The sequence below is a fragment of the Sporosarcina sp. BP05 genome, from assembly GCF_014282005.1.
In the GTDB taxonomy this organism is placed as follows: domain Bacteria; phylum Bacillota; class Bacilli; order Bacillales_A; family Planococcaceae; genus Sporosarcina.
Genome location: NZ_JACFTD010000015.1, coordinates 22,675 through 49,004 on the forward strand (window position 1 = coordinate 22,675; position 26,330 = coordinate 49,004).

At 42.0% G+C, this 26,330-nt stretch carries 30 protein-coding genes and 1 riboswitch; of the genes, 11 read left to right on the forward strand and 19 right to left on the reverse strand.

Annotated elements, in window-relative coordinates:
- Positions 1-137 precede the first annotated feature (137 nt).
- From H2672_RS14710 to mnhG, 7 genes are read left to right on the forward strand one after another with little or no spacing between them, the layout of a single operon-like run.
- On the forward strand, positions 138-2,549 hold the full coding sequence (locus H2672_RS14710; protein ID WP_186672615.1) for a Na+/H+ antiporter subunit A: 2,412 nt from the start codon (positions 138-140) through the stop codon (positions 2,547-2,549).
- Positions 2,536-2,958 (forward strand): Na(+)/H(+) antiporter subunit B, encoded by a 423-nt coding sequence (locus H2672_RS14715; RefSeq protein ID WP_186672617.1) that lies wholly within the window; start codon positions 2,536-2,538, stop codon positions 2,956-2,958. Before H2672_RS14710 ends, H2672_RS14715 begins: the two co-directional genes overlap by 14 nt.
- The gene (locus H2672_RS14720; RefSeq protein WP_186672619.1) at positions 2,958-3,299 is read left to right on the forward strand and encodes a Na(+)/H(+) antiporter subunit C; all 342 of its coding nucleotides are present in this window, start codon (positions 2,958-2,960) and stop codon (positions 3,297-3,299) included. The genes H2672_RS14715 and H2672_RS14720 overlap by 1 nt, the downstream gene beginning before the upstream one ends.
- A complete protein-coding gene (locus tag H2672_RS14725) occupies positions 3,292-4,779 on the forward strand; it encodes a Na+/H+ antiporter subunit D (protein WP_186672622.1) in 1,488 nt (495 codons plus the stop codon). Before H2672_RS14720 ends, H2672_RS14725 begins: the two co-directional genes overlap by 8 nt.
- Positions 4,780-4,785: 6 nt before the next feature.
- A complete protein-coding gene (locus tag H2672_RS14730) occupies positions 4,786-5,265 on the forward strand; it encodes a Na+/H+ antiporter subunit E (protein WP_186672623.1) in 480 nt (159 codons plus the stop codon).
- Entirely contained in the window at positions 5,262-5,543 is a 282-nt protein-coding gene (locus tag H2672_RS14735; RefSeq protein WP_186672625.1) for a Na(+)/H(+) antiporter subunit F1, read from the forward strand. The genes H2672_RS14730 and H2672_RS14735 overlap by 4 nt, the downstream gene beginning before the upstream one ends.
- The gene (gene mnhG, locus H2672_RS14740) at positions 5,527-5,910 is read left to right on the forward strand and encodes a monovalent cation/H(+) antiporter subunit G (protein WP_186672627.1); all 384 of its coding nucleotides are present in this window, start codon (positions 5,527-5,529) and stop codon (positions 5,908-5,910) included. Before H2672_RS14735 ends, mnhG begins: the two co-directional genes overlap by 17 nt.
- 118 nt (positions 5,911-6,028) lie before the next feature.
- Here mnhG and H2672_RS14745 read toward each other — a convergent pair whose 3' ends face one another.
- The 3 genes from H2672_RS14745 to H2672_RS14755 form a co-directional block, all read right to left on the reverse strand.
- Positions 6,029-6,376, reverse strand: a complete 348-nt coding sequence (locus H2672_RS14745) for a hypothetical protein (RefSeq protein WP_186672629.1) — start codon at positions 6,374-6,376, stop codon at positions 6,029-6,031.
- A 239-nt stretch (positions 6,377-6,615) separates the two neighbouring features.
- On the reverse strand, positions 6,616-6,897 hold the full coding sequence (locus H2672_RS14750) for a hypothetical protein (protein ID WP_186672631.1): 282 nt from the start codon (positions 6,895-6,897) through the stop codon (positions 6,616-6,618).
- A 60-nt stretch (positions 6,898-6,957) separates the two neighbouring features.
- Positions 6,958-8,472 carry a leucyl aminopeptidase gene (locus tag H2672_RS14755; protein WP_186672633.1) on the reverse strand — a complete coding sequence of 505 codons (1,515 nt, stop codon included), beginning with the start codon at positions 8,470-8,472 and terminating at the stop codon, positions 6,958-6,960.
- A gap of 159 nt (positions 8,473-8,631) precedes the next feature.
- On the opposite strand from H2672_RS14755, the gene H2672_RS14760 reads away from it, so the two are divergent.
- Positions 8,632-9,108 (forward strand): divergent PAP2 family protein, encoded by a 477-nt coding sequence (locus H2672_RS14760; protein ID WP_186672635.1) that lies wholly within the window; start codon positions 8,632-8,634, stop codon positions 9,106-9,108.
- A 48-nt stretch (positions 9,109-9,156) separates the two neighbouring features.
- Here H2672_RS14760 and H2672_RS14765 read toward each other — a convergent pair whose 3' ends face one another.
- The 4 genes from H2672_RS14765 to H2672_RS14780 form a co-directional block, all read right to left on the reverse strand.
- Positions 9,157-9,483, reverse strand: a complete 327-nt coding sequence (locus tag H2672_RS14765) for a YuiB family protein (RefSeq protein WP_255485839.1) — start codon at positions 9,481-9,483, stop codon at positions 9,157-9,159.
- A 107-nt stretch (positions 9,484-9,590) separates the two neighbouring features.
- A complete protein-coding gene (locus tag H2672_RS14770) occupies positions 9,591-10,088 on the reverse strand; it encodes an NUDIX domain-containing protein (RefSeq protein WP_186672637.1) in 498 nt (165 codons plus the stop codon).
- A gap of 63 nt (positions 10,089-10,151) precedes the next feature.
- On the reverse strand, positions 10,152-11,369 hold the full coding sequence (locus H2672_RS14775) for an NAD(P)/FAD-dependent oxidoreductase (protein WP_186672639.1): 1,218 nt from the start codon (positions 11,367-11,369) through the stop codon (positions 10,152-10,154).
- 248 nt (positions 11,370-11,617) lie between these two features.
- On the reverse strand, positions 11,618-11,980 hold the full coding sequence (locus tag H2672_RS14780; protein ID WP_186672641.1) for a HesB/IscA family protein: 363 nt from the start codon (positions 11,978-11,980) through the stop codon (positions 11,618-11,620).
- 130 nt (positions 11,981-12,110) lie between these two features.
- Between H2672_RS14780 and H2672_RS14785 the strand changes: the two genes are divergently transcribed.
- Positions 12,111-12,788 (forward strand): DUF2225 domain-containing protein, encoded by a 678-nt coding sequence (locus H2672_RS14785; protein ID WP_186672642.1) that lies wholly within the window; start codon positions 12,111-12,113, stop codon positions 12,786-12,788.
- A 37-nt stretch (positions 12,789-12,825) separates the two neighbouring features.
- On the opposite strand, the gene H2672_RS14790 is transcribed toward H2672_RS14785, so the two are convergent.
- Positions 12,826-13,062, reverse strand: coding sequence for a NifU family protein (locus tag H2672_RS14790; RefSeq protein WP_186672644.1), 237 nt, complete (start codon positions 13,060-13,062; stop codon positions 12,826-12,828).
- 85 nt (positions 13,063-13,147) lie between these two features.
- Here H2672_RS14790 and H2672_RS14795 point away from each other — a divergent pair, with 85 nt between their 5' ends.
- A complete protein-coding gene (locus tag H2672_RS14795; protein WP_186672647.1) occupies positions 13,148-13,477 on the forward strand; it encodes a YuzD family protein in 330 nt (109 codons plus the stop codon).
- A gap of 177 nt (positions 13,478-13,654) precedes the next feature.
- Here the strand turns inward: H2672_RS14795 and H2672_RS14800 are convergent, their stop codons facing one another.
- Positions 13,655-14,722, reverse strand: coding sequence for an NAD(P)/FAD-dependent oxidoreductase (locus H2672_RS14800; RefSeq protein WP_186672649.1), 1,068 nt, complete (start codon positions 14,720-14,722; stop codon positions 13,655-13,657).
- A 549-nt stretch (positions 14,723-15,271) separates the two neighbouring features.
- Between H2672_RS14800 and H2672_RS14805 the strand changes: the two genes are divergently transcribed.
- On the forward strand, positions 15,272-15,508 hold the full coding sequence (locus tag H2672_RS14805; RefSeq protein ID WP_186672652.1) for a YuzB family protein: 237 nt from the start codon (positions 15,272-15,274) through the stop codon (positions 15,506-15,508).
- A 39-nt stretch (positions 15,509-15,547) separates the two neighbouring features.
- On the opposite strand, the gene H2672_RS14810 is transcribed toward H2672_RS14805, so the two are convergent.
- The 10 genes from H2672_RS14810 to H2672_RS14855 all read right to left on the reverse strand — a co-directional run bounded on the left by H2672_RS14810 (position 15,548) and on the right by H2672_RS14855 (position 25,967).
- Positions 15,548-16,312: a TIGR01457 family HAD-type hydrolase gene (locus tag H2672_RS14810; protein ID WP_186672654.1), complete on the reverse strand. Its 765-nt coding sequence runs from the start codon at positions 16,310-16,312 to the stop codon at positions 15,548-15,550.
- 5 nt (positions 16,313-16,317) lie between these two features.
- The gene (locus tag H2672_RS14815) at positions 16,318-16,764 is read right to left on the reverse strand and encodes a DUF86 domain-containing protein (protein ID WP_186672657.1); all 447 of its coding nucleotides are present in this window, start codon (positions 16,762-16,764) and stop codon (positions 16,318-16,320) included.
- A gap of 803 nt (positions 16,765-17,567) precedes the next feature.
- Entirely contained in the window at positions 17,568-17,906 is a 339-nt protein-coding gene (locus H2672_RS14820; RefSeq protein WP_186672659.1) for a YutD family protein, read from the reverse strand.
- Between the two features lie 18 nt (positions 17,907-17,924).
- Entirely contained in the window at positions 17,925-18,884 is a 960-nt protein-coding gene (gene lipA / locus H2672_RS14825) for a lipoyl synthase (protein ID WP_186672660.1), read from the reverse strand.
- A 143-nt stretch (positions 18,885-19,027) separates the two neighbouring features.
- Entirely contained in the window at positions 19,028-19,735 is a 708-nt protein-coding gene (locus H2672_RS14830) for an ABC transporter ATP-binding protein (protein WP_186672718.1), read from the reverse strand.
- Between the two features lie 2 nt (positions 19,736-19,737).
- Positions 19,738-20,517 carry an ABC transporter ATP-binding protein gene (locus H2672_RS14835; protein ID WP_186672661.1) on the reverse strand — a complete coding sequence of 260 codons (780 nt, stop codon included), beginning with the start codon at positions 20,515-20,517 and terminating at the stop codon, positions 19,738-19,740.
- Positions 20,507-21,457 carry a branched-chain amino acid ABC transporter permease gene (locus H2672_RS14840; RefSeq protein ID WP_186672662.1) on the reverse strand — a complete coding sequence of 317 codons (951 nt, stop codon included), beginning with the start codon at positions 21,455-21,457 and terminating at the stop codon, positions 20,507-20,509. The genes H2672_RS14835 and H2672_RS14840 overlap by 11 nt, the downstream gene beginning before the upstream one ends.
- Positions 21,458-21,470: 13 nt before the next feature.
- Positions 21,471-22,346, reverse strand: coding sequence for a branched-chain amino acid ABC transporter permease (locus H2672_RS14845; RefSeq protein ID WP_186672663.1), 876 nt, complete (start codon positions 22,344-22,346; stop codon positions 21,471-21,473).
- Positions 22,347-22,802: 456 nt separating this feature from the next.
- Entirely contained in the window at positions 22,803-23,996 is a 1,194-nt protein-coding gene (locus H2672_RS14850; protein WP_186672664.1) for an ABC transporter substrate-binding protein, read from the reverse strand.
- A gap of 399 nt (positions 23,997-24,395) precedes the next feature.
- A complete protein-coding gene (locus H2672_RS14855; RefSeq protein WP_186672666.1) occupies positions 24,396-25,967 on the reverse strand; it encodes a Na+/H+ antiporter NhaC family protein in 1,572 nt (523 codons plus the stop codon).
- Positions 25,968-26,110: 143 nt separating this feature from the next.
- A riboswitch (Lysine riboswitch) is annotated at positions 26,111-26,292 on the reverse strand.
- Positions 26,293-26,330: the final 38 nt, after the last annotated feature.

Consider the following 26,330-nt stretch of genomic DNA (forward strand, 5'->3'; position numbering starts at 1 on the left):
TTCGTTTCTATAATATAAGAAGAGAGACTGAATAAGCAACAAAGGCAGAAAGTGTTTCATGCAAAAGCGCTCTCTTTACGCTATACTTTAAAACAATGCAAAGAATAATGTTTCATTCATTAGGAAGGAGGATTTTTTTGAATTTCGTATTACTGATTTTCCTGCCAATTATGGCAGCACTATTCGTTCCCCTGCTATTCAGGAAACTGAAAGACATACATACTGGGTGGTTCGTTTTACTCGTCCCTGTCTCCCTCTTCATTTATTACATAGGATTCATTAAAACAACAATGGACGGCGGACATGCTCTATCAGAACTGCAATGGATTCCGTCTCTTGGTATTTCGTTCGTGTCGTACATTGATGGTCTCAGCCTGCTGTTCACCTTACTTATAACTGGTATCGGTGCACTCGTTGTTCTCTACTCCATCTTTTATCTCGATAAACGTAAAGAAAAGTTGAATCACTTTTACGTCTATCTGTTGATTTTCATGAGTGCCATGTTAGGCGTTGTGCAATCGGATAACGTTATTTCCCTTTATTTATTCTGGGAGCTAACATCCATTTCGTCATTCCTGCTTATTGGCTATTGGAGTACACGTGATGGTTCACGATTTGGTGCATTGAAATCGATGATGATCACTGTATTTGGTGGACTAATGATGCTTGGGGGATTCGTTCTGCTAGGAATTATGGGAGATACGTTTTCCATCCGCGAACTTATCGCTAGCTCCCCCACTTTTGTAGGGCATGAATTCTTTACACTCGCACTCGTTCTCGTGTTGCTAGGTGCATTTACGAAATCAGCACAATTCCCGTTCCATATTTGGCTTCCTGATGCAATGGAAGCGCCTACACCGGTCAGTGCCTATCTGCACTCCGCAACGATGGTAAAGGCTGGGCTGTACCTTGTCGCACGATTCACCCCTATTTTCGCAGTTTCGGAAGTTTGGATTTGGCTCGTAGCCGGTATCGGACTACTGACGCTGTTCTGGGGCTCTTTCTTTGCGGTGAAACAGACCGACTTGAAAGCGATTCTTGCTTTCTCGACAATCAGTCAGCTTGGACTTATCATGTCCCTACTCGGGGCGGGTGCGCTTGCTTATCACTCGGATGATCCGATTTTCAAATTCGCAACGTTCGCAGCAATCTTCCATTTGATCAACCACGCAACCTTTAAAGGTAGTTTGTTCATGATCGCAGGTATTGTTGACCACGAAACCGGTACGCGAGATATCCGGAAACTCGGTGGATTGATGAGTATTATGCCAGTTAGTTTCACGGTAGCTTTCATCGGATCTATGTCAATGGCAGGTCTTCCGCCATTCAATGGCTTCCTAAGTAAGGAGATGTTCCTTCAATCCATGTTGGCCATCCGACATTTTGAACTGTTCAACTTTGCAACATGGGGAATACTCTTCCCTGTTATTGCTTGGATTGCCAGCGTCTTTACACTCGTCTATAGCTTTTACTTTGTATTCAAGACGTTCGCAGGACAACAAAAGAGTGAACCTCTTCCTATTAAGCCGCATGAGGCGCCTGTCGGGATGCTTGTTTCTCCCGTCATTCTTGCTACGCTCGTTGTTGGTATCTTCTTCATTCCGAACTTGATTGGAAAATGGTTGGTGAAACCAGCCGTGATGGCTGTTCAGCCTGATTTATACAATCATCCTTCTGAAGTCGATGTTGACGTTGCAGCTTGGCACGGCTTTGATGCTCCTGAATTATGGATGACAGTTTCGCTTGTTGGTGTTGGTCTCGTTCTATTTTTGACATTGGCAAGATGGCAAAAAATGTACGATATCCAACCAGAGTACTTGTCGTTAAATGCATTGTATGATTCCGCCATGATGTTTGGTGAGGGTGGGATGAACAAACTTTCTCGCTTCTATATGACTGGTTTAATCCGCACGTATCTGATTTATATGTTTGCGTTTATTGCTTCAATTACAGCTGCGACGTTATTCATCAAAGAAGCTTTCGTTGTTGATATGGATAGTTTTTCTCCCATCAACTTGTATGGCGTTCTGACTGCTATTGTTTTGGTCGTCGCAGTTTGTATGGTTCTTCTTGCGAAGACAAGGCTGTCGGCAATTATTGCATTAGGTGCCGTTGGCTATTCGGTTGCTTTATTCTTTGTCATTTTCAAAGCACCCGATTTGGCGCTTACCCAGCTCGTTATTGAAACGATATCGGTTGCCTTATTCTTATTAGCCTTTAAACATCTACCGTCACTTAATAATCACGGTCAAACAAAACGCAACAAGATTGGCAATTTGATTATTGCTGCCGGTGTCGGAATCACGGTAACTTTGATTGCTTTATCAGCCCATTCACAAAAACTGATTCCATCTATTTCGCAGTATTACAAAGACACAGTTGCAACAGAAGCCGGGGGCGGTAACATCGTCAACGTCATCCTTGTAGACTACCGTGGATTTGATACATTATTTGAAATCGCCGTTCTGTCAATTGCAGGAATCGCTGTCATTGCCATGATTCGTCTGAAGTTGTCAAGAAAGGAGGAGAGTACGGATGAAAACCAATGATGTCATTTTACAAACGACAACAAAGTTCGTATTCTTTATCATTTTCCTTTTTTCAATCCATATTTTCTTTGCGGGACACTATACACCAGGGGGCGGATTCGTTGGAGGACTGCTAACAGCAGGGGCAATTGTGCTGCTGTTGTTAGCCTTTGATTTAAAAACCGTCCAAAAAGCATTGCCTTTTAACTTTACAATTGTGACGGCTATCGGCTTACTGCTGTCGTTCGGAACAGCTGCAGGTTCAATCTTTTTCAACGTTCCGTTCTTTACACACGCTTTCGATTATTTTACTTTGCCTTTGTTCGGAAAAACATCCTTACATACAGCGATGATCTTCGATGCCGGTGTCTATCTTGTTGTTGTAGGTGCCGCCGTTACAATGATTCAAACGATTGGGGGAGATGAATAATGGAATTTCTAATGGCTATCGTCATCGGAATCCTTTTCATGGCCGCTGTTTACCTGATACTCTCTAGAAGCATCCTTAAAATCATACTTGGAACAGGCCTGTTGAGTCACGGTGCCCATCTGCTACTCCTGACAATGGGCGGCCTTGGTGGCACTTCCCCGCCTGTCTTGGCAGAAGGGGTAGCCGATTACGCAGATCCATTGCCGCAAGCGCTAATATTGACGGCAATTGTCATCAGTTTCGGTGTGACAGCGTTCATCCTTGTTCTTGCTTACAGGTCGTATGCTGAACATAAGACAGACAATATGAATCTCATGAGAGGAAATGACGAACATGATTAATTTACTTCTATTCCCAATCATCTTGCCATTCCTTTTCGCCATTATTCTTCTGTTCTTCAAGGAGAATATCAAGGTACAGCGATTGTTGACTTGTATCGGGCTGTTAATCAGCCTGGTTGCCGCACTTTTCCTTGTTGCAAAAGTGAAAGCTGATGGCGTTCAGGCAATTACTCTCGGAAGCTGGCCGGCACCGTTCGGAATTTCAATGGTTTCCGATATGCTGTCTGCATTACTTGTGACGACAACAATCTTGATCACTCTCTTTGTTGTGCTATACAGTTTCACAGCTATTGGTGAAGAGCGAGAGCGCTACTTCTATTATCCCGCTATCCTGTTCATGATTACAGGCATCAATGGCGCATTTACAACAGGTGATATTTTCAATATGTTCGTATTCTTTGAAGTTCTGCTCATCGCCTCTTACCTGTTAATCGTTCTAGGCGGCGAGAAAAAGCAGCTTCGCGAATCAATCAAGTACATACTCGTCAATGTCATTTCATCTGCATTATTCGTTATTACAGTTGCTTACCTCTACTCTGTTGTTGGTACATTAAATATGGCCGATATTTCAGTGAAGATTGCAGAGATTGGACAACCTGGTATCATAACGGTCATTGCAGTGCTCTTTTTAATCGTGTTTGGCGTAAAAGGATCCTTGTTCCCTCTTTACTTTTGGCTACCAGGATCTTATGCAGCACCTCCAATACCGGTGCTTGCACTATTCGGTGCATTGCTAACTAAAGTCGGCATTTATGCAATCATCCGAACGTATACGCTGTTTTTTGTTCATGATGTTGGATTTACACATGGCTTATTATCCGCACTGGCATTACTCACAATCGTTGCCGGCTGCATTGGTGCCCTTGCCTATTTCGATGTAAAACATATTATTATTTACAATATCGTCATTGCAGTGGGTGTTATCTTATTCGGAGCTGCACAAATGAACGAGGCTGGTTTAACAGGTGCCGTATTCTATTTGATCCACGACATGCTCATTAAAGGGGCTTTGTTCCTTCTGATTGGCATCATCGTTTACGTAACCGGTACCTCAAACTTACGTAAGATGGGTGGGCTAATGAAAACCCATGCGCCACTTGGCTGGATGTATCTAATCGCAGCATTTGGACTAGCGGGCATTCCGCCATTAAGCGGATTCGTCGGCAAGCTTCTTATTGTAAAAGGTGCGTTCGAGGCGGGTCACGTCTTGGGGAGTATTATCATCCTTGCATCGAGCCTTGTGGTCCTGTTGTCTGTCATCCGGATTTTCATCTATGCATTCTGGGGAGATCCCACAACTGTAGAGTTGCCGACAACAAACCGTCGGACTTACCGCAAGATGATGATGCCGGCTGTTGCATTAGTCATTCTGTCCGTGCTGTACGGTGTTGGGTCTGAATGGCTCATTCCCTATATGACGGACGCGACAGACGTATTACTACAACCATCCATCTATATTGATGCGGTGTTAAAGGAGTAGATGACAATGGCATTTCAACTATTATTGAACTTTTTCATCGCTCTTGTTTGGATGTTCATGAGCACCTCATTCACCGCTTCAACGTTCGTAATCGGGCTCTTGATTGGTCTACTCTTGATCATAATAACGAGACGATTTTTCACAGAAAGGCTGTATATTTGGCGGCTTTGGGCAGCATTTAAATTGGCACTGCTCTTCTTCAAGGAGCTAACTCTGTCTAATATTTCAGTGCTGAAACTCATCTTACGTCCGAAGATGAATATTCAACCCATGATTTTCGCTTTGCCGACTGATCTTGAGCATGATTGGGAGATTACATTATTATCAAGCCTAATTACGTTGACACCTGGAACAATTGTGTTGTACGTTTCCGATGATCAACGGACGCTTTATATCCATGCCATTGACGTCGATGATGTCGATGACGCAATTGATTCAATCAAAAATTCATTCGAAAAAGCCATTAAGGAGGTAAGCCGACCATGACGACATTCATCTGGGTTTGCCTAATCCTTGTACTGCTGTCGATTGCCGGTCTGCTGTACCGTGTATTCCGCGGTCCATCTATTCCGGATAGACTCGTCGCACTTGACTCGATTGGCGTCATGCTGATTTCAGCAATCGCTCTGTTATCAGTCATCTTCGATACCGGATTTTTCATGGAAGTCATCTTGCTGATTGCGATTATGTCATTCATTGGAACCGTATCATTCTCTAAATTCATTGAGAAAGGAGAGATAATCGAGCGTGATCGTACTAGCTAACATCCTCATTGTCATTACAATCGTCGTTGGCATCATTTTCACTACCGTGACTGTCATTGGTATCATTCGTTTACCGGACGTCTATACGAGGGCGCATGCAGCTTCTAAGAGTGCAACGTTGGGAGTACTTAGTATTCTGGTTGGCGTATTTCTTCACTTCTGGTTGAAGGAAGGACATTTTAGTATTCAACTTCTACTCGCAATTGCATTCCTGTTCATTACCTCTCCGATTGGCGGACATCTTATGAGCCGTGCCGCTTATATCTCTGGTGTAAAACCGACAGAACTAACTGTTGGTGATGATCTTGCAGAAGTTATTAAACAAGCTAAATTAAAGAATCCGCCGACTCATCAGAAGGAAGACTAAGAAAAGCGGCTGGCGCCTGGAGCTAGACACTATTCCAAGTCAAAAAAAACTTATGCTTTCTTATCTTTAAAAAAATACCTGCCAGCCGAAAACTCGGTTGACAGGTATTTTTCTCTTTTTAGTATGGCCCGTTATACCCGAATTGTTGATATGAAGACGGCGGGAACTGCTGAAATTGTTGAGTTTGCGGAAACTGTTGGAATTGCTGGAATTGCTGATTCTGTGGGAACTGTTGGAACAGTTGAACCTGTTGAATTGGATAGCCGCCGTATCCACCACCGTATCCACCGCCATATCCACCACCATATCCGTACCCTGGGAATAATGCACTGCCTAATAAACTACCGGTAAGTCCTCCGAGAAAAGGTCCGCCAAATCCTCCGAATCCTCCAAAACCGAAGCCGCCGCGACCAAAGCCGCCTCGACCAAAACCTCCACCACCATGAAAACCTCTGGACATAATCATTCCCCTCTCCCACTCATTCTATTCAAATAAAGCTAATAGGAAAGAGGCAATCGCCTATTGTACTTCTATATCGTCATCGGCAAGCCGTTCAACAAGCGTCGCTAGTGTTCTCGACTTGCATAATCGCCCTGGGTAGTATTATGACCGCCATGAATGACTTTATAACCGTCATACCCATTTCCTTGACACCAAAAAATACCTATCAGCCGATAACTCAGTTGACAGGTATTTTCATCTTTTTAGTATGGCCCGTAATAGCCGTATGGTTGATATGGATAGGGTGGATATGGATACGGTGAGTATGGATAGACTGGGTATCCCCCGTATCCGCCGCCATATCCGTATCCCGGGTACAATGCACTACCTAATAAACTACCAGCAAATCCGCCAATAAAAGGTCCGCCAAAATCACCAAAACCCCCACCTCGACCGAAGCCGCCGCGACCAATTCCACCACGGCCAAAACCTCCACCTCGACCAAAGCCGCCGCCGCCGCCACCACCGTGAAAACCTCTAGTCATAGTCATTCCCCTTTCCTACTTATCCTATTCGAATAAGACTAAAGGGAAAAAGGCTATCGCCTATTCAGCTTCTATATCAGTGTCGGCTAACCGCTCAACAAGTGTCGCCAGCGTTCGTACCATGACACCCGTTGCACCTTTCGGCCCTAAATCATGTGCGGAAATTGCATCAGATGTCCCTGCAATATCAAGGTGTATCCAAGGTGTGTCACCAACAAATTCCCCTACAAATCCGCCACCAAAAATCATATGTCCATCTCTGCCTGGTGAATTATTCAAATCTGCTACTTCACTTTTACGAAGTCTTTTCTTATCATTTTCCGTCAACGGAAGTCTCCAGACGAATTCATCCGTTTCCATGGATGCCTGCATGAACTCTTCAAAGAATTCTTCATCATTCGTAAGCGCCCCTGTCTTGTCCATACCAAGCGCGACGATGACTCCGCCTGTTAGTGTCGCAACGTCAATCAGACAGTCTGCACCGGCCTGCTTAGCGTATGTAACCGCATCTGCCAGAACAAGTCGTCCTTCTGCATCTGTATTGAGCACTTCAATCGTCTTGCCACTTAGTGATGTAATTACATCATCTGGTTTGAAAGCATCTCCAGAAACCATATTGTCCGTTGATGCGATAACAGCAATGACGTTTTTCGCGGGGCGTAGCTCTCCTATAATTGTCATAGCTCCAAGAACTGCAGCCGCACCGCCCATATCACCTTTCATACCAACCATTCCGTCTTTCGTTTTCAAAGAATAGCCGCCGGTATCATAGGTAATTCCTTTGCCGACAAGGCCGATAACATCTTCCCATTTGTCAGCTGCAACATACTTCATGACGATTAACTTAGGCTCTTCCACTGAACCTTTGTTGACCGCAAGAATTGCACCCATACCGAGCTCTTCCATTTCTTTCTTACCAAGTACCTCAATTTCGAAATCATATTTTTCAGCGACTTCACGTGCATAGTCAGCCATTTTAGTTGCTGTTAATAGATTAGGCGGCATATTAACAAGATTACGTGCCTCATTAACCGCATATGCATGTACTTTTCCTACTTCGAAAGCCGCTTTCAGTTCATCTTCATCAAATGAAGATAAGAACGATAGCGTTTCAAGTGCAACATCGCGTTCGTTTGAATCCGTACGGTATCCTTCAAACTTGTACATGCCAAGCCCAATACCCTCCGTCGCCGCAAAAACAACATCTTCACACGTCAACTTGTCATTCGTGAATGGTGCCGTCCAAATGGCAGCAGAAGCTACTTTCATGCTTGCAAGCTCTTTTCCGACCGCTGCAAATACCTGACGCAACCGATCCACCGTCAATTTCGTATGCAAGCCAAGTCCGATAAAGAGTACACGCTTGTAGCCACCGACTTCTACGGATGGCATTTTAACAATACTTTTGAATTCAGTTTTAACATCTCCGGATTTAACCCATTCTGGTAAACGGGTACTGAAAGAACTGACAAAGTCGTCCCAACCTGTTATATTTTCCGGATGTTCGGGTACACCAATTACAAGTACATCGGCTTCTACATTATCAAAAATTGGTTTCATAATTATTGTTTTCATTTGACAACCTCCAGTTTTACCTACATTCTTTAGTATAGCCTAAATTTTCAGCCGTTTGTAGCAATTCATTCGGTATCCGTACTACCTTGTTTTTTTGTAGCACATCATTATGGTATACTGAATATATAATTTCCGTACTTTATAGAGGAGTCGAACTTAATGGCCTTATTACAAAATACCCCGCTTCTAGCGGCATTATTCGGGATTGTCTTTGCTCAATTCGTTAAAATTCCGATTCATTATCTTCTGGAAGGTAAACTTGACTGGAAACTAATGACTTCGACAGGCGGGATGCCCAGCTCCCATTCGGCTGCAGTTACATCGTTAACGACTGCAATTGCTTACGAACAGGGATTAGACTCAGCTATGTTTGCGGTTTCTGCCATCTTTGCCGTCATCGTCATGTTTGATGCAACAGGTATTCGTTACCAGGCAGGACAACAAGCACTGATTATCAATCAAATGCGAGTAGACTTCCAGACGTTTGTTCAAGAAGCAAAAGGCTGGCAGCAGAAAGATGGACAGCAAAAGATTCTAGAATTAAAAACGTTATTAGGTCATAAACCAAATGAAGTGTTTGCAGGTGCTGTAACCGGGATTCTAATCTCAGTTATTATCTATTCGTTCATTGTTTAAAAACAAAAAAGGGTGTGTTCAAGCATAATCGCTTGAACACACCCTTTTTTAAAACATCTGGTAACCTTGTTTTCTTAATAGCTTAATAACGAAACCTGAAATAATCGCTCCGACAAGCCCGCTTGCCAAGATAAGGACATCTGCTGTATGGAGTGCAATTATCTTATCACCCAGAAGCTGGAACGCGTATTTCGGTTTCGTGACGTATTCATATACACGTACTTCATCAATAATTAGTATGACGACAATCGGATAAATGATAGCCATCAACCATGTCATGCGAAGAAGCATATTTAATAGGAATCCTATTCCAAAAAACATAACTATGAAAATCATTATAGATAAAACGACGTGCGTTATTGAAATCGTTCCCAATGTGACTACCTCCGTTTTCCATTCATTATTTTACAGGAACGGCTGAACGCTTTCAACATTACACGACTTGTTCAATAATTTGTCGATTTTAATCTTTTCAATAAAGGTCACTTTTTGAAAAAAAGTTTATAAGAAGTATAACCGAATTGATCGCCCGGGTTGATATTTCCGATTTCATCAAACCCTGATGAAATCACCTTTTCAGCAATTTCATGAATCATCACTGAGACGTCCTGATCTGCTTTTAATTCGACTGGGCTCTTCCACGCCACTTCTGAAATCTCTTTTAATTCCGGGATTAATAACTGCCCTTCAGTTGTAGGCGTCAACATAAATATGGCCATGTTGTCGCTCACTTCCCCATTCAATACACCTGTACGGAACCCAATCATGCCTTCGAGCTGACAAACGACTCCTGTTTCTTCCTTTACTTCACGAATTGCTGCGCAATCTGCCGTTTCATCGCCATCAACAAATCCCGCCGGTATGGACCATAAACCTTTTAAACCACCGTAGTTTTTCCTAACAACAAGCCACTGTCCTTGGCCATTCACAACAAGTCCAGCCGCGCCAAGCCATACATTCCCTCGCATTTTCCGCGACATTTAGGATCCCCTTTCAAAAAAAAGCACCCGCCGTCAATGACAGGCGAATGCTTTATATATGTTTTATTTAAGTAAGTTAAATTTACCTTTTTTCAGTGTCAGTCCCAGACCACCGATCATGAAGAGCGCACGGTTATCAATCATTTTCTTCATGAATGAAGCTTTAGTACCCGTCACTTTTTTACCGAATACGACACCAATTGCATCGCTGTCGCCAAGTGAACAAACGCTACCTTTTAAATCAGGTGTAAAGTCAGAAGTAGGTTCACCTTTCATAAGTGCGATGATGTTATTCGCACACATGTCACCTTGTTGCATAGCAATTTGTGCAGTAGGTGGGAATGGACGGTTCACTGCTTCGTTGATCATTAGTGCGCAGTCTCCAACGATGAATACATCGGAATAACCTGGTGCACGAAGATCCTTGTCTACTTTGACACGAGCACGCATATTTTCGATACCCGTTTCTTCGATTAGACGGTTACCACGGACACCTGCTGCCCAAACGACTGTGCCAGCTTTGACGAATTCAAATACATCTTCGCCTTTTTTAATGTTAACGCCTTCAGGAGTTGCTTCTACAACTGGCGTACCAATCGAGAATTCGATTCCTTTAGAGTTCAAATGTCTTACTGCATAATCGACAAGTTCAGGGTCAAATCCTGGAAGAACCATCGGAGCTGCTTCTACGCAAAGTACGCGTACTTTTTCTTGTGGAACGTCGAACTCTTTACAAAGTTCAGGTACACGGTTACCAAGTTCACCAAGGAACTCGATGCCTGTGAAGCCCGCTCCTCCAACGACGATTGTCAGACGGCTATCGTCTTTAACTTCTTCAGTTGACCAAGTCGCGAATTGATATTCGATATGTTCGCGGATTTGACGTGCTGCTTTAACGTTGGCCATAGAAAGTGCATATTTATCAAGACCTGGAATACCAAATGTTTCGCCTTCAAAACCAAGTGAGATAACAAGGTAATCGTATGTATGTGTACCGACATTTGTCGTTACGACTTTCCCAGTAACGTCGATTGCTTGAACTTCAGCTTGGACGAATTTTACTTTATTACTGTTAATAACATCTTTGATATCATAACGCACTGACTCAGGAGACATTGTTCCTGCAGCAGCTTCATGAAGCCATGTCGATTCATAGTGATACTCATTTTTGTTTATAAGAACGATATTTGCATCGTCTGCTCCAAGAGATTTTTGCAAGTTAACGACTGTTGTTAAACCGCCATAACCCGCGCCTAATACTAAAATTGTCGGTCTTTTCACGAAGATCGAAACCACCTTTGATTTTTTTATGTGCCCGGCCCACGTGAAATCGGTACACCGACGATTTACACAGTCCCGGCCTTTGTCATTTTTTCGACAAACTTCTATCTCTTATAGTAGCCCTTTTGATACGGCTTTTCAATAGTATATTTGAAATAGCAAATATTTGAAAATACTGATTAATAAAACATCATCAAAATACAACAAAAAAACCCTCCTAAGTATGATTTAGGAGAGTAAAAAAAGAGTCAGCAGTCTGCTGGAGTTCCTTCTTTTTTAGCTGTTCTGAATGATGTCCCACAACCGCAAGAAGCAATTGCGTTCGGGTTATTTATTGTAAATCCGCCCCCCATAAGGGACTCTTTATAATCGACTTGTGTGCCTTCAAGAACTCCTGCATCTTCACTAGAAACGAGAATTTGTAAACCATGCTGTTCAAGCAGAAGATCATCCGGTGACTTTTCAGTTTCAAAACCCATTCCGTATGTCAAACCACTACATCCTCCGCCGTTCACAGCGACACGCAGGAATGATCCTTCTTCCTCATTATGACGCATCATTTCTTTCACATGAATTGCCGCTGCTTTTGTAACTTCAACAACTTGTGTCATCCGTGTTCACCTTCCCTTTGTTTTCTTCCTTCTATCATAGCAATTAAATCGAGCATAACGCAATCATATTAACTCCAGTCTTGAAGGATTTACGCTATAATGAATTAACTAGTACGAAAGGAAGGTTTATATGGAAATCAGCCCGTTTTATGATAAAAAAGTTGCATGCCTTTATTGTAAGTATAATTTCACTACTATAAGAGTTCGCTCACGATTCGTTCGGGTTGCATCCCACGAAAATGACTTCAAACCTGTCTATTCAGATCCTGAAGTAAATCCAATCTTTTATAACGTTGCCGTCTGCCCTCATTGCGGCTTCTCTTTTACCGATGATTTCTCCCCTTACTTTGCTCCAGGCACGGAAGAAGACATAGCCGAACGGATAACATCTAAGTGGAATGGCCGATCATTCAGTTCAGAACGCGATGTCGATGAAGCGATTAAAACGTATAAGCTTGCCTATTTAAGCGCTATGTTCAAAAAGGAAAAAGTTCTTACACTGGCAGGACTTACCTTACGAATTGCTTGGTTATATCGTGATAAAGGCGCGGAGGTAGAAGAACAACGTTTTCTAACAATCGCACGAAATTTCTATAACGCTTCGTTTTCAGAAGGCGATTTCGCTGGAACACAAATGTCTGAAACGAGGGTTTTGTATCTGATTGCAGAACTATCATGGAAAATCGGAGATAAAGATGAAGCAATAAAAAGCTTTTCACGCGTTCTAGAAGGCCAGCGCATGTCCAGTGATCCGAAGATTATCAAAATGGCAAAAGAACGGTGGCAGGATATCCGAGCTATCAAATAGAAAAGCGGACCAAACTTCGGCCCGCTCAGCTTTTAAATTAGAAGACTTGCTCTACCTCAACGACGCCTGGAACTTCTTCCAAAAGTGCGCGTTCAATCCCTGCTTTTAGTGTAATTGTCGAACTTGGGCATGTACCGCAAGCACCAAGTAGGCGGAGTTTAACGATGCCGTCCTCGATATCAACAAGTTCACAGTCTCCTCCATCACGTAGGAGAAATGGACGTAATTTATTCAATACTTCTTGTACTGGTTCAGTTAGCGCTGTATCTGTCATTGTTTTTTAACTCTCCTTTCCTTATACTTATTATAAACTGGAAAGAAGAAAAAATCCAACAATCAATCGGGAGGGGACAATTACTATGAGTACAACTACTACAATCATTGAAATTTATGGCGCGGATATCATCTGTGCAAGCTGTGTTAATTCACCTTCATCCAAAGATACATACGAATGGCTTCAAGCTGCTATCGACAGAAAGTACCCAAATCAGCCATACAGTATCACATACATTGATATCGAATCAGCTGTTTCTGACGACAAACACAAAAAAATCGTCCAGCAAATACAGGACGATGAGTTCTTCTATCCGTTGGTCATGATCAATGACGAAATGATTGGTGAAGGTTATATCCAATTAAAACCGGTGTTTGCTGCACTTGAAAAGAACGGCTATATAGCTGAATCTTGAAGTGATAAAGAGTTAACTTAAATGAGAAGAAAAAATCCCTTTCGCGACAATGCGAGTAAGGGATTTTTTATAGCTTAGGAAACTATAAAATCTCGCGCTGTGGATAAGTTGCAACATAGAGATTACACATCCAGACTTCAGCGCCTATGGGCGACAGGCGCTTGCGCTTTTGCTCTGTCAGCCATTATGCCATTTATACATCCAAAGCACACCTGATTTCAACAATCGCGCAATACGGCCTGTTACAGTGCGGTCAGCAAGATATGCAAATCCTTGCTTCTTACCTAGGGAACCGAGGAACCCTTTCAGCTTAATTTCCGGCATAGTTTCCGGAAGCGGTTCGTTGTTCCAAACGTTACGCAATATACGTACAATCTGTTCCGCCTGTTCTTCTGCAACTTGTGCACTCGGAGCATAAGGAAGTGCTGCACAGTCTCCTACGACGTAGACATCGTTAAATTCAGGCAACTGGTGATACATGTTCAGTACAACACGACCTGATCCGTCTTTTTCCGTGTCAATGTTTTCCACAGATGCCACTGGACGAATCCCAGCTGTCCAGACAACTGCATCAACCGGTATAGTTTCTTCATGGTTATATAGAATTGTTGGTTCCACTTTCGTGATATTAGAATTTGGAACAACGTCTACATTATGTTCGTCGAACCATCCTTTAACATAATTACTAAGTCTCTCAGGGAAATCCCTCAAAATTCGCGGACCACGATCGAACAGCTTAATGTTCAAATCTGGTCTACTTTCTCGAAGCTCGCTGGCAAGTTCTATTCCGCTTAAGCCGGCGCCAACAATACCAATCGTCGCTCCACTACCAAAACCAAGAAGTTTTTCGTACGTAACCCTAGACTTACCAATCGTTTGAATGCTATATGTGTATTCCGCAGCACCCGGTACATTGTGATAGTTGTCTTCGCAACCAAGCCCTATTACCAGTTCGTCATACATGATTTGCACGCCATCATCGAGATAAACACACTTCTCATCCGGCCTGATCTCAATGATTTCTCCACTTACAACTTTCAACCTATCATGTTCTGGTAGCGGAACACGCACAACTGAATCCGATACAGTTCCAGATGCCAGCGCATAAAATTCCGTTTTCAAACTATGGAACGGAGTCCGATCGACAAGCGTTATTTCGATATCATTCGGCAATTCTTTCGTCAATAAACGCAGTAAAATACGCATATTTCCATATCCGGCACCTAATAAGACAAGTTTTCTCATAATTTTTTCTCCTTCGTAATCCATTAATCCGTTGTTTTCCCAATTACGATTATATCAGTTTGTGACATGCTTCACAATGATTCACGGGAAAGTGAAGTTTTATTCAACGTCGGTAGTTTCTTTATCGAATCTGTGTTGTAAAAAATTCCATTGAATTCGCTTCGGCACTAGCGGATGCCTACGCTCATTTTGTGCATGTATTCATATGTTCAACCACATCTGTTGATTTACCACTTATTCGCATAAAATACTGTTGTGAAGGCTTGATATCCTTCATTTTCACTGGATTATTTTGGCCCGCTTACGGCTAACTATTCATGACAGATTTATAGAAGTCATTCATTCCAATGCGATCCAAAAGCGCAACTATACAAGTAGCGGCCTGGGGGTAATCAAGTTAGTTACTGGTTACTTTTCTTGATCAGCAGACGAGATGTTCAACAAATTTAATTAGTTGTAAACTAGGCGAATTTAGTCTATCCGGTAATGCGGGATTGTTGACGTGCGAAGAAAAAAAGAGTAGGATTCCAAATAGGTGAGGTGATCATCATGAATCCGATTGTCGAATTTTGCATAAGTAATATCGCAAACTATTCACAGGAAACATTTGAAAAGTTGGAAAAAGATCCAAATCTTGACGTTCTTGAGTATGGTTGCCTGAGTTACTGTACAAAATGTTCAGATACGCTCTATGCCATCGTCAATGGTGATATCGTCGAGGCTGATACAAATGACGAACTGACTGAGCGCATCTATCAATATATAGAAGACAATCCGCTCTTTTGAGCATTATGGCTAACCGCCCTTTTCAGGCGGCTGGCCTTTTTATATTATCCAATCAAGCAGTGTCCGATATGAATAAGTCGGTTGCTGCGATTTCAAAAGTACTTCTTCTGGTGAAGTAACTCCCCCTGCAACATGTATCGTATCAATGCCAAAACGAATTCCCGCTTGTATATCCGTATCGTAGTTATCACCAATCAGGATCATCTCTTCTTTTCGATAGCCGTTTTCTACTTGAATGAATTCAAGCATATGGGGCTCAGGTTTCCCGACAAATACCGGCAATACTCCTGTTGCATTCTCCATTAATTTCACAAATGATCCATTCCCCGGAACGAGTCCCCTCTCCGTCGGAAATGCTTTGTCACTGTTCGTTGCTATGAAATGCGCGCCTGCACGTAATGCTAGACAAGCATCCGCCAATTTTGCATACGTTATACTTCGGTCAATGCCCATGATAACAACATCGGGATTCGTTGCTGTGATTGCTATCCCTTCAGATGCTAACGCTTCTTCCAACCCTTTTTCACCAATCATCATAACAGATGCGCCATAATAGTTTTCTTTGCAGTACTTTGCGGCGGCAATTGCAGAGGTCATGATGCGGTCAGAATCTGCTTTTATTCCGAATGAAGCTAGTTTCTCCCGTAGCTTCGCGCGAGTCATCGAAGAATTATTCGTGATGAAATAAGGATCAATTCCATTTTGTTGCGTATTTTCAATGAAAGAGACCGCCTCTGAAATCGGATCAATCCCACGGTAAACCGTTCCATCTAGATCAAGACAGATTGCTTTGTATTTATCCATGGTCATTAATCTTCCGGTAAGAAGGCAGAAACAGGGCCAAGTTCATTTTCAAGATAATGACGCACTTTGTTTGGGAACTCGAGAAGTTCGTCCATTGAAGCGTTCAATACTTCGATTATCGTCCCAACATCCACTTTCGTAAATTCGCGGACAATCATCTTTCTAAGTTCGATTACCTGCTTTAATGGACCTGCCATTTCCGAAGTGATAACACGTTCGTCTTCCATAATGTCAATAATATCTTCATAGCTCCCTGGATCACGCATGATAAAACCATCAATCATCGAATTTCCGACGTCGATAACCGATTCGATGAGTACATTCGTTATCCGTTCAAGCGCAAGTGAGTGAATGATATCTTGCTGCCATCCATTTTCATTTCTGTACAATTCAAGCAAAACTTCCATATGATTTAGCGATTCGCTTATTTGGTTTCGGTCAACAAAATACATGGACTTTCCCTCCTGGTTGTTCAACTTTCTTCAACTTATGATACCATATTTCCGATTTTAAATATGGTGAGATAAAGAATCTCATCGAATTCGCTACTTGTATAGTTGCGCTTTTGAAACGCTTTGGATTGAATAGCTTCTACACGATTACCGGGATGTCTGGATGTGTAGGGATGCGACTTTGTCGCATCCCTACACACTTTTTCCGTTAATCGTATGGTCGTCCTTCATCCGTCGCTTTTCAAAAACACAGATACACGAAGTGCTAAAGCTTTTTGGGACGAAAGAATAGCTGACTTCCTATTTGGAGAAAAGCCGCCAAAGATGCAATTTTGGCGGCTGATGCTTTCTCTATGGTTTTTTCTTCTCTAATTTAAAGAGGTATCACTTTCTATAAGGCATCACACGATTAGATGCATACTCTTTGTTAAAAGTAAGCAAGAAGCACATTGTACAAAGTACCAGAGTGCCCGAAATTGCATCTTCGGGCACTTACACTTTCTATAGGATGTCATCTACTCTTTTCTTCCGAAACAACTGCATTTTTCATTTGAACATTGTAGGTACGCGACAGGCAACTATTCGCAACAGGATTACTGGAAAGAGTGTGCCTAGAAGTAAATCTGTCATGAATAGTTCGCCAAAAGCGAACCAGAAATGGTCCAGTGAAAATAAAGGATAGCAAGCTCTCCTTACCCGTACTTTATACAAATAAATGGTCGATCAACAGACGTGCTAGTTGTTCAATATATAGAGACAAAAAAAGACTCGCGGGCAGATTTAATATCCACGCGCAAGCCCAGTTATTCAGATACTTCAGGAGTCTCAGGAGTTTCAGAGGTTTCAGCAGCTTCAACTTCTAGTTTAACCCGCCCCGATTTTTTCAAAACGAAATAAGCACAGCCAAAATTACAGTATTCGTATAGATAATCCTGTAATGTGCTGATTTTAGTTTCATACGTTGCTTTCTGGTTTGTGTCATCAAAAAACCCTTTTAAACGGAGTTGTCCGTATCCCCAGTCCCCAAGTATGTAATCGTATTTGAGGAGAACATCACTGTATCTTGCAAGCAAAGCCTCTTCATTAAATCCCTCACGGTAGTCTGTTAGTATATCAAACTGCCAGTTTTCTAAAATTATCATTCAACTTTCACCGCCAATTTAGCTTTGCAGTGTTGTTTCCAGTTGTTCATCACCTTGACGCTGCCTTTCTTTTGCAGCCGCGTTCACCTGTTCATCAGCATGGTAACTCGAGCGTACGAGCGGACCTGCCTGACAGTGTGAGAACCCTTTGGACATTGCAATTTTTCTCAACTCGCCAAATTCTTGTGGCGAATAATACTTTTGTACTTTTAAATGTTTTTTACTAGGCTGTAAATACTGGCCTATTGTCATTATATCAACTTTATGCGCAATAAGGTCATCCATTGTCTCGAGAATTTCTTCATGCGTTTCACCAAGGCCAAGCATCAAAGAAGATTTTGTAGGGATATCAGGTTGCATTTCTTTCGCACGTAGCAAAAGTTCAAGTGAACGGTCATATGTTGCACGCGCACGAACCCTTGGTGTCAGTCGACGTACCGTTTCGATATTGTGATTCAAGATATCCGGTTTAGCATCCATAAGCCGCTCTAGATTCTCATAAACGCCACCCATATCTGATGGAAGAACCTCCACTGTCGTGAATGGATTTTTTCTGCGAATAGCACGGATTGTTTCCGCAAATACCGCAGATCCTCCGTCTTTCTGATCATCACGCGCTACTGCTGTTACCACTGTATGCTTTAAATTCATAAGGGCAACAGAATCCGCAACGCGTTCTGGTTCTGCAAGATCTAGTTCTGTCGGTAAGCCTGTTTTAACAGCACAAAAACGGCATGCACGTGTACAAACTGCACCAAGTATCATAAATGTAGCCGTACGACGCTCTCCCCAACATTCATGAATATTAGGACAACGCGCTTCTTCACATACGGTATTTAAATTATTCTCACGCATAATTTTTTTAAGACCTGTATAGTTATCATTCGTATTTAGCTTAATTTTTAACCAATCGGGTTTTCTAACATGTTCAGCTCTGTTTCCCTGTTCCGGTTTGCATGACACGACGACCGACTCCATTCCTACTAACTTTTAAAGTGTTTTCACTACTGTTGCCAATGTATCATATATTCAGACTTCAAACAACCACCTCTAGACGCTTATTCCATTACTGTCACAAAAAAGAGACAGTGCCGGTTTTACCAAGCACTATCTCTTTTCAATTAATGGCCACCCAGGTAAGCATTTTTGATTTCTTCACTGGCTTGCAATTCTTTAGCAGTCCCAGAAAGAATGACACGACCTGTTTCAATAACGTACGCCCGGTCAGCAATTGATAAGGCCATATTGGCATTTTGCTCTACGAGAAGAATCGTCGTTCCTTCTTGATTAATATCCTTGACGACTTGAAAAATCGTCTTAACCATTAATGGTGCTAGTCCCATTGAAGGCTCATCTAACAACAACAGTTTCGGCCTTGCCAGGATAGCCCTGCCCATTGCTAGCATCTGCTGCTCACCGCCAGACAGCGTTCCAGCAGTTTGTTTGCGACGCTCATGCAAGCGTGGAAAAATCTCATAGACTTTTTGAAAATCTTGTTGAATACCTGCTTTATCTTTTCTTAAAAAAGCACCTAATTCAATATTCTCTTCAACGCTCATCTCCGCAAACACTCGTCTTCCTTCAGGTACATGCGAGATTCCTGATTTTACAATTGCTTGAGCTTGTTTACCCGCTATTGAATCATTCAAATACTTTATAGTGCCTTCTTTAGGTTTTAATAAACCTGATAATGTTTTCAACAACGTACTCTTCCCAGCACCATTCGCGCCAATCAATGTCACAATTTCACCTTGATCTACATGTAGTGAAACACCTTTAAGCGCATGGATACTGCCATAATAGACGTTTAGGTTGTCAACTTTTAACATACTCATTCGTCAACTTCCTCCCCTAAATAAGCCTCGATTACTTTCGGATTATTACGGATTTCTTCAGGAGTTCCTTCAGCAAGAAGTACACCATGATCCAACACGTAAATACGTTCACAAATCCCCATTACCAAATTCATATCATGCTCAATTAATAAAATGGTTAGATTGAATTTCTTACGGACAAATGCGATTAACTCCATAAGCTCTTTCGTTTCCTGCGGGTTCATCCCAGCAGCGGGTTCATCAAGCAGTAACAACTCTGGACCCGCGGCTAATGCGCGTGCAATTTCAAGCCTACGCTGCTTCCCATATGCCAGGTTTTTCGCATCTTCATCTTTATATTTATCCAATTCAAAAATCTTGAGGAATTCCATTGCTTTTTCTTCCATTTCCTTCTCCCCAGAAAAATGGGATGGAAGGCGTAGCATAGAACTTAGAACTGAATGCTTCGCTAACGAGTGATAAGCAACTTTAACGTTATCCAAAACGGAAAGTTCATTAAACAGACGTATATTTTGGAATGTCCGGCTCATTCCCCTGCGCGTTACCTGATAAGGAGCCATTCCATTAATGCGTTCTCCTTTAAACAAAATGTCGCCTTCCGTAGGCTTATAAACACCAGTCAATAAGTTGAAACTCGTTGTCTTACCCGCTCCATTTGGACCAATAAGCCCAATCAGTTCACCTTGATTGATTTCCATATTGAAATTCGAAACTGCCTTCAGCCCGCCAAACTGTATACCTACATCTTTCACTCTCAGTAACGGTTCACTTGTCATGCTGGCTGCCTCCTTTCGAACCTCTCCACAATTTGAAGTAATCCGTTATTTCCATTGTGCCCATTAAACCTTTTGGACGATAAAGCATAACAATGATAAGTACAAGACTATAGATGATCATGCGTGTTTCAGGATAACTTTGCAAGAATGTGGAAACAATAGTTAATAAAATTGTTGCAACAATTGCTCCTGACAAACTTCCTAAACCACCCAATACAACATAGATCAAGATATCGATGGATTTTAAGAATCCAAAGTTTGAAGGCTGAATGATATAAAAGTTATGTGCATACAAAGCGCCTGCGACGCCCGCAAAGAAAGCACCAATTGCAAACGCTAACACTTTGTAATACGTTGTATTAATACCCATGGCATCTGACGCAATCTCATTTTCTCGAACTGAGATACACGCGCGGCCATGTCTTGATTTTGTAAAATTGACGATGACGACTATCGTAACGAAAAGGCAGATAAACGCAGAGGTCCATGTAGTTAAATGCGTCACTTGCATCCCTGCCGCTCCACCTACATATTCAATATTCAAGAACACAATACGAATGATTTCTGCAAATCCAAGCGTAGCAATTGCTAGATAATCACCGCGCAGTCGTAAACTTGGAATCCCTATGACTAATCCTGCAACCGTAGCCATCACTCCTGCCGCTACTATTGCAATCGGAAATGGCAGTTGTAATTTCATTGTAACGATTGCCGAAATATAGGCACCCACCGCTAAGAATCCTGCATGACCAAGTGAAAACTGTCCTGTAACACCAATTACTAAGTGTAAACTGACGGCCAACATAATATTAATTGCCATAAAGATTAATGTATTAGAATGGAAATCATTCAATATACCTACACTGATAAGTACTTGAATAACTGTATAAACGATTAGAGATGAAGCAACAAAAGACCAAAACTGTTTTGACTTTTTCATGACTTTTTTTCACCTACACTTTCTCACGTGTATTTTTACCAAAGAGTCCAGACGGTTTGAAGATGAGTATCAAAATCAAAATGACGAATGCCGCAGCATCCCTCCATAGAGAGAAACCAAGCGCACTGACAAAAGTTTCAACTACTCCAAGCACAAGTCCTCCAGCCATTGCTCCCGGAATAATTCCTATTCCACCAAGAACAGCGGCAACGAATGCTTTCAAACCAGGAATAATACCCATTAGTGGGTCAATCTTTGTATAATAAATACCGAAAATAACGCCCGCTGCACCAGCTAGGGCTGATCCAATCGCAAACGTAGCCGAGATTGTGTTGTCGACATTAATCCCCATCAGCTTAGCTGCTTCAGCATCATAGGAAACAGCTCGCATCGCTTTTCCGATTTTTGTTTTATGTACGACAAATTGAAGAATAATCATCAATGTCACAGAAACAGATAGAATTAAGATTGATTGACTGCTGATTTGAGCACCGAAAAAATCAAATGATTTATTGCGAAGTACTTCTGGATACGCATTGGGTTGTGCCCCACGCATATAAATGACACCATTTTGAATTAGTAGTGATACACCAATTGCAGTGATCAAAGCCGCGATTCTTGTCGCATTACGTAATCTTTTGTAGGCTATCCGTTCGATAAGAACACCAATAACTGCACAGGAAGCCATCGATAATAGTAAAGCGGGGAAGAATCCAAGACCCCAACCTGCAATGGAGTAATACCCAATAAACGCACCAATCATAAAAATTTCACCGTGTGCGAAGTTTATGAGTTTTATGATTCCATAAACCATTGTATAACCTAATGCAATTAGCGCATAAATGCTGCCGAGTGAAATACCGTTTATTAGCTGTTGTAACCATTCCATTAACTTTTCACTCCTTTTCCAGCTTTAAAGTAAGGATAAACAAAAGCGAAAGCGCCTGGTCAAGGGCGACAGGCATAAGACAGACCGGCGAAGAGGCGTTCTTTGCCTCACAGCGGGGTTGGCTTATGACCCGAGCCCTTAGGCGCTGGAGTCTAGACGTGAAATATCACCTTTCGTAGGTTATCCACAGTACGAGACTTTATAATTTCCCTGAGATTAAAAAAGGAATGAAGGGAGGACATCCTCCCCCATTCCTACAGTTTTAACTTCATTCAGCAGAAGTCTACCACTTCTATTAGTGGCTAGATAAATGCGAACGAAATCTACAATGCAGTGGGGTTCAAACCCCGCCTGAATAAAGTTAAAGCCTCCGGCGGATGTCACAGATTCTGAATGGAGTTAATTGAGCAAGCTCAATTCAAAATCTGGACGCAATCACACCGAGGCGTGATTGATTTAAGGATTAACTTTTGTATTGAAGACTTGTTTGCCGTCTTTGTATTCAAGAATAGTAGCTGATTTGACTGGGTGATGGTTTTCATCAACCGAATACAATCCAGTTACAAGCTCAAGGTCTTTTGTTTCAGCTAGAGCATCTTTAATCTTCACAGAGTCTGGACCACCTGCACGTTTAATAGCATCAGCTAAAAGATAAACTGTGTCATAACCAAGTGCGTTAAATGCATCAGGTGATTTACTGTATTTGTCATTGAACTTTTTGTTGAAGTCTTGAATGATGCCGTCTGGATCTTCAGATGAATAGTGATTTGTTGTAAACGTGTTATTCAATGCTTCTGCACCAGCAAGTTCAAGCAAGATTGGAGAATCCCAACCATCTGCTCCCATAAGTGGAACAGTGATACCCATTTCACGAGCCTGTTTAACAATCAATCCTACTTCTTCATAGTATCCAGGGATGAAAATGAATTCAGGATTTGCCGCTTTAATACGTGTAAGTGTTGAACGGAAATCAGTATCCTTACCTACGTAAGATTCTTCTCTAACAATTGTACCGCCTGCAGCTTCAAAATCTTTTTTGAATGATGATGCTAGCCCTTTTGAATAATCACTCGAGTTATCTGAGTAAATGGCTACGTTTTTAACGCCAAGGTCGTTCGCTGCAAAGTTTGCTGCAACCGTTCCTTGGAATGGGTCAATGAATGACGTACGGAATACGAATTCATTAACGTCTCCGTTGTCTTTAACTGTTACATTCGGGCTTGTACCAGATGGACTGATCAGTGGCGTTTTATTGCTATTCGCAATTTCAGCCTGTGCAACAGTAGCACCACTTGTAGCTGCTCCGATGATTGCAATTACTTTATCCTGAGTGATCAATTTAAGCGCTGCACTTGTTGCTTCGGCAGGCTCAGACTTATTATCAACTTTTACAAGTTCGAGATTCTTACCGTCAACTCCACCTGCTGCGTTAATTTCTTCAACTGCAAGTTCAATTCCCGATAGTTCTGAAGTACCATAAGAGGCAACAGCACCTGATAATTCAAGGTTGACTCCGATTTTAATCGTATCGCCACCCTTAGTTCCACCTGTGCTTCCTTCTTCAGCTTTGTTCCCCGCACCACAGCCTGCCAACAATCCGACTGCTAAAGCCGAAGCAGCAAATACACTTACAAAATTTTTCAATTTCATATAAAATCCCCCTTTTGATTGATACTTCCGACAATTTAAATCGTACGAGTAATGACAAACGATTTAGCTTTCCGGAAGATATCATTTTGTTTCCTCTTACATGCCTATTGTAAAACAAACTCCCTATTCAGTCTATAGAGACTTTTCTAACTCCTTATTTCACAGTTGAATTCCTTCAAATAAGTCTTTCAATTGACAGGAAAATCGGTTATTCGCAATCATCCTTTCTGAATTCTTTTAATTAACCATTGAGTGGAAGTTCACCATTTTCTGATTATATTAGTATTAACACCTAGTATATATACCTATCTGACTATTGTCAAAACTTTTTTGTCGAAATACTATTTTAGACATAATAAAGAAGCGGCAAAAAAACTCGCCGCTTCCAATCATTTACTATTATAAAGACTGCTGTCCTACGTTTTTTCTAGCTTTCATCGTCCACACAGAAAACAATACTACAAGAATAACAATGACACCAACTAGACCAATCCATATGGACCCCGTAATACCCAGTATGATATAGCCCAATGTAGCTACTACAGCACAAATCAGCGCATACGGAAACTGTGTCGAAACATGATCAATATGGTTACATCCTGCACCTGTAGATGATAGAATCGTCGTGTCAGAAATCGGTGAAGAGTGATCACCGAAAACCGCTCCTGCAAGAACTGCTGCAAGCGCAGGTAGTAACATTTCTGGTGCCGCGTCAATCATTATGGTTCCTGCAATCGGCATAAGAATACCAAACGATCCCCATGAGCTTCCTGTCGAGAAGGCCATAATACCAGCAAGGATAAACATGATGACTGGCAGGAATGAAACCGGTATATTTGATTTCAGTACAAGCTCTGATAAATATAGGCCTGTTTCCAGTTTTCCAATCAAGAAAGATAATGACCACGCAAAAATAAGAATCAGTACAGGTGGCATCATTGCTTTCAATCCATTTGTAAAGGCACTGCCAATAAGAGAATAGCTTGCCGTTTCATTATTTTTCATCTGTTGCATATATAATACTACCGCTATCAGCGTGGCGAAAATTCCACCCGACAGTAATGCAAGAGAGACATTCGTATTTTCAAAAATCGATAAAACGTTCATTGATCCGCCCGCTTTATAGCCTGTCCAAACCATCACCGCAAATGTCACTGCAACTAGTGTGACGATTGGTGCTACCAAATCTCGAACGCGACCATGTGCATGTACAGGGAATTCCTCTTTCAGCTGACCTGGAATGACTTTATCAGGATCAAACAATTGACCTGTTTCTGTCGCACGCTGTTCATGTTTTTTCATTTCGAATAGATCGAAATTCGTCCATGCAAGGAAAAATACCATTGCAAGTGTTGCGATAACGTAAAAATTCATAGGCGCCATCATAACAAAGGCAGATAGTGGCGAATAGCTAATTGCTGCAGCGCCACCAAATATCAGTGCAAGCTGTCCTATTAGAAAGGCACCCCAGCTTGAAATTGGTGATACGACACAAATCGGTGCTGACGTGGAGTCAATTAAATAAGCCAATTTCGCTCTGGAAACGCGATGCTGATCTGTAATCGGCCGAGCAATTTGCCCCACTGCCAATGCATTAAAATAATCATCCACGAAAATAGCAATACCGAGAAACACCGTAAGTAATTTTGCACCGCGTTTTGTTTTGATATGACGCACTGCCCATTCTGCAAATGCCCGGCTTCCCCCTGACAAACTAACAAATGCAGTGATAACTCCTAATAGAAGAATGAAAAGGATAATATAAATATTTCCTGTATTAAGTCCACCATCCCAAAATGTAGCCTTGACCGATTCCCATAAGTTCTTCAGCGATTCGACAGGTCCGAATGACGCCGTGAGTAATGCGCCTGAGACTATTCCTGTTCCGAGCGACAACAGCACTCGCTTAGTTGCAAACACCATAATAATTGCGATTAGTGGTGGTAAAATTGATACCCATGTTCCTATCATCTACTATTCCTCCATTTTGTCGGGTTGAGGCCCTATATAGGGGGAATAAAAATACGGCTACTAACTACACTCAGCAGAGTGCATCAGGAGCCGGCTTTATCTACGTTTCGTTTGTTGGATAACTAATACTGCTTATCTAACTCACGACTTGTAGCTCATCATACATGTTCAAAGATGTATGACAGTGTTATCCCTATTCGGAATAACCCCAGTTTGATAGATCCTGACAATCCTACCAAACTTCGGCAAAGCTTCCTTTTACACACGGTCATCGGTGTCAATCTCGCGTGTGTGACTAATAAGCAATGCAGCCTCTACCCAATCGATATTTCAATCCTTTACTAGCCTATCAGTTATCCACAG

Excerpts from the sequence above, each read along its gene's own strand:
- H2672_RS14760 (WP_186672635.1), top strand. The coding sequence starts at position 8,632 with ATGGCCTTATTACAAAATACCCCGCTTCTAGCGGCATTATTCGGGATT.
- H2672_RS14790 (WP_186672644.1), bottom strand. The coding sequence starts at position 13,062 with ATGACAGATACAGCGCTAACTGAACCAGTACAAGAAGTATTGAATAAA.
- H2672_RS14770 (WP_186672637.1), bottom strand. The coding sequence starts at position 10,088 with ATGTCGCGGAAAATGCGAGGGAATGTATGGCTTGGCGCGGCTGGACTT.
- H2672_RS14850 (WP_186672664.1), bottom strand. The coding sequence starts at position 23,996 with ATGAAATTGAAAAATTTTGTAAGTGTATTTGCTGCTTCGGCTTTAGCA.
- H2672_RS14735 (WP_186672625.1), top strand. The coding sequence starts at position 5,262 with ATGACGACATTCATCTGGGTTTGCCTAATCCTTGTACTGCTGTCGATT.
- H2672_RS14805 (WP_186672652.1), top strand. The coding sequence starts at position 15,272 with ATGAATCCGATTGTCGAATTTTGCATAAGTAATATCGCAAACTATTCA.
- H2672_RS14840 (WP_186672662.1), bottom strand. The coding sequence starts at position 21,457 with ATGAAAAAGTCAAAACAGTTTTGGTCTTTTGTTGCTTCATCTCTAATC.
- H2672_RS14750 (WP_186672631.1), bottom strand. The coding sequence starts at position 6,897 with ATGACTAGAGGTTTTCACGGTGGTGGCGGCGGCGGCGGCTTTGGTCGA.
- H2672_RS14855 (WP_186672666.1), bottom strand. The coding sequence starts at position 25,967 with ATGATAGGAACATGGGTATCAATTTTACCACCACTAATCGCAATTATT.
- H2672_RS14730 (WP_186672623.1), top strand. The coding sequence starts at position 4,786 with ATGGCATTTCAACTATTATTGAACTTTTTCATCGCTCTTGTTTGGATG.
- H2672_RS14810 (WP_186672654.1), bottom strand. The coding sequence starts at position 16,312 with ATGGATAAATACAAAGCAATCTGTCTTGATCTAGATGGAACGGTTTAC.
- H2672_RS14725 (WP_186672622.1), top strand. The coding sequence starts at position 3,292 with ATGATTAATTTACTTCTATTCCCAATCATCTTGCCATTCCTTTTCGCC.
- H2672_RS14800 (WP_186672649.1), bottom strand. The coding sequence starts at position 14,722 with ATGAGAAAACTTGTCTTATTAGGTGCCGGATATGGAAATATGCGTATT.
- lipA (WP_186672660.1), bottom strand. The coding sequence starts at position 18,884 with ATGGAGTCGGTCGTCGTGTCATGCAAACCGGAACAGGGAAACAGAGCT.
- H2672_RS14780 (WP_186672641.1), bottom strand. The coding sequence starts at position 11,980 with ATGACACAAGTTGTTGAAGTTACAAAAGCAGCGGCAATTCATGTGAAA.
- H2672_RS14795 (WP_186672647.1), top strand. The coding sequence starts at position 13,148 with ATGAGTACAACTACTACAATCATTGAAATTTATGGCGCGGATATCATC.
- H2672_RS14820 (WP_186672659.1), bottom strand. The coding sequence starts at position 17,906 with ATGATAATTTTAGAAAACTGGCAGTTTGATATACTAACAGACTACCGT.
- H2672_RS14845 (WP_186672663.1), bottom strand. The coding sequence starts at position 22,346 with ATGGAATGGTTACAACAGCTAATAAACGGTATTTCACTCGGCAGCATT.
- H2672_RS14785 (WP_186672642.1), top strand. The coding sequence starts at position 12,111 with ATGGAAATCAGCCCGTTTTATGATAAAAAAGTTGCATGCCTTTATTGT.
- H2672_RS14745 (WP_186672629.1), bottom strand. The coding sequence starts at position 6,376 with ATGATTATGTCCAGAGGTTTTCATGGTGGTGGAGGTTTTGGTCGAGGC.
- H2672_RS14830 (WP_186672718.1), bottom strand. The coding sequence starts at position 19,735 with ATGTTAAAAGTTGACAACCTAAACGTCTATTATGGCAGTATCCATGCG.
- H2672_RS14755 (WP_186672633.1), bottom strand. The coding sequence starts at position 8,472 with ATGAAAACAATAATTATGAAACCAATTTTTGATAATGTAGAAGCCGAT.
- H2672_RS14815 (WP_186672657.1), bottom strand. The coding sequence starts at position 16,764 with ATGTATTTTGTTGACCGAAACCAAATAAGCGAATCGCTAAATCATATG.
- H2672_RS14715 (WP_186672617.1), top strand. The coding sequence starts at position 2,536 with ATGAAAACCAATGATGTCATTTTACAAACGACAACAAAGTTCGTATTC.
- H2672_RS14835 (WP_186672661.1), bottom strand. The coding sequence starts at position 20,517 with ATGACAAGTGAACCGTTACTGAGAGTGAAAGATGTAGGTATACAGTTT.
- H2672_RS14720 (WP_186672619.1), top strand. The coding sequence starts at position 2,958 with ATGGAATTTCTAATGGCTATCGTCATCGGAATCCTTTTCATGGCCGCT.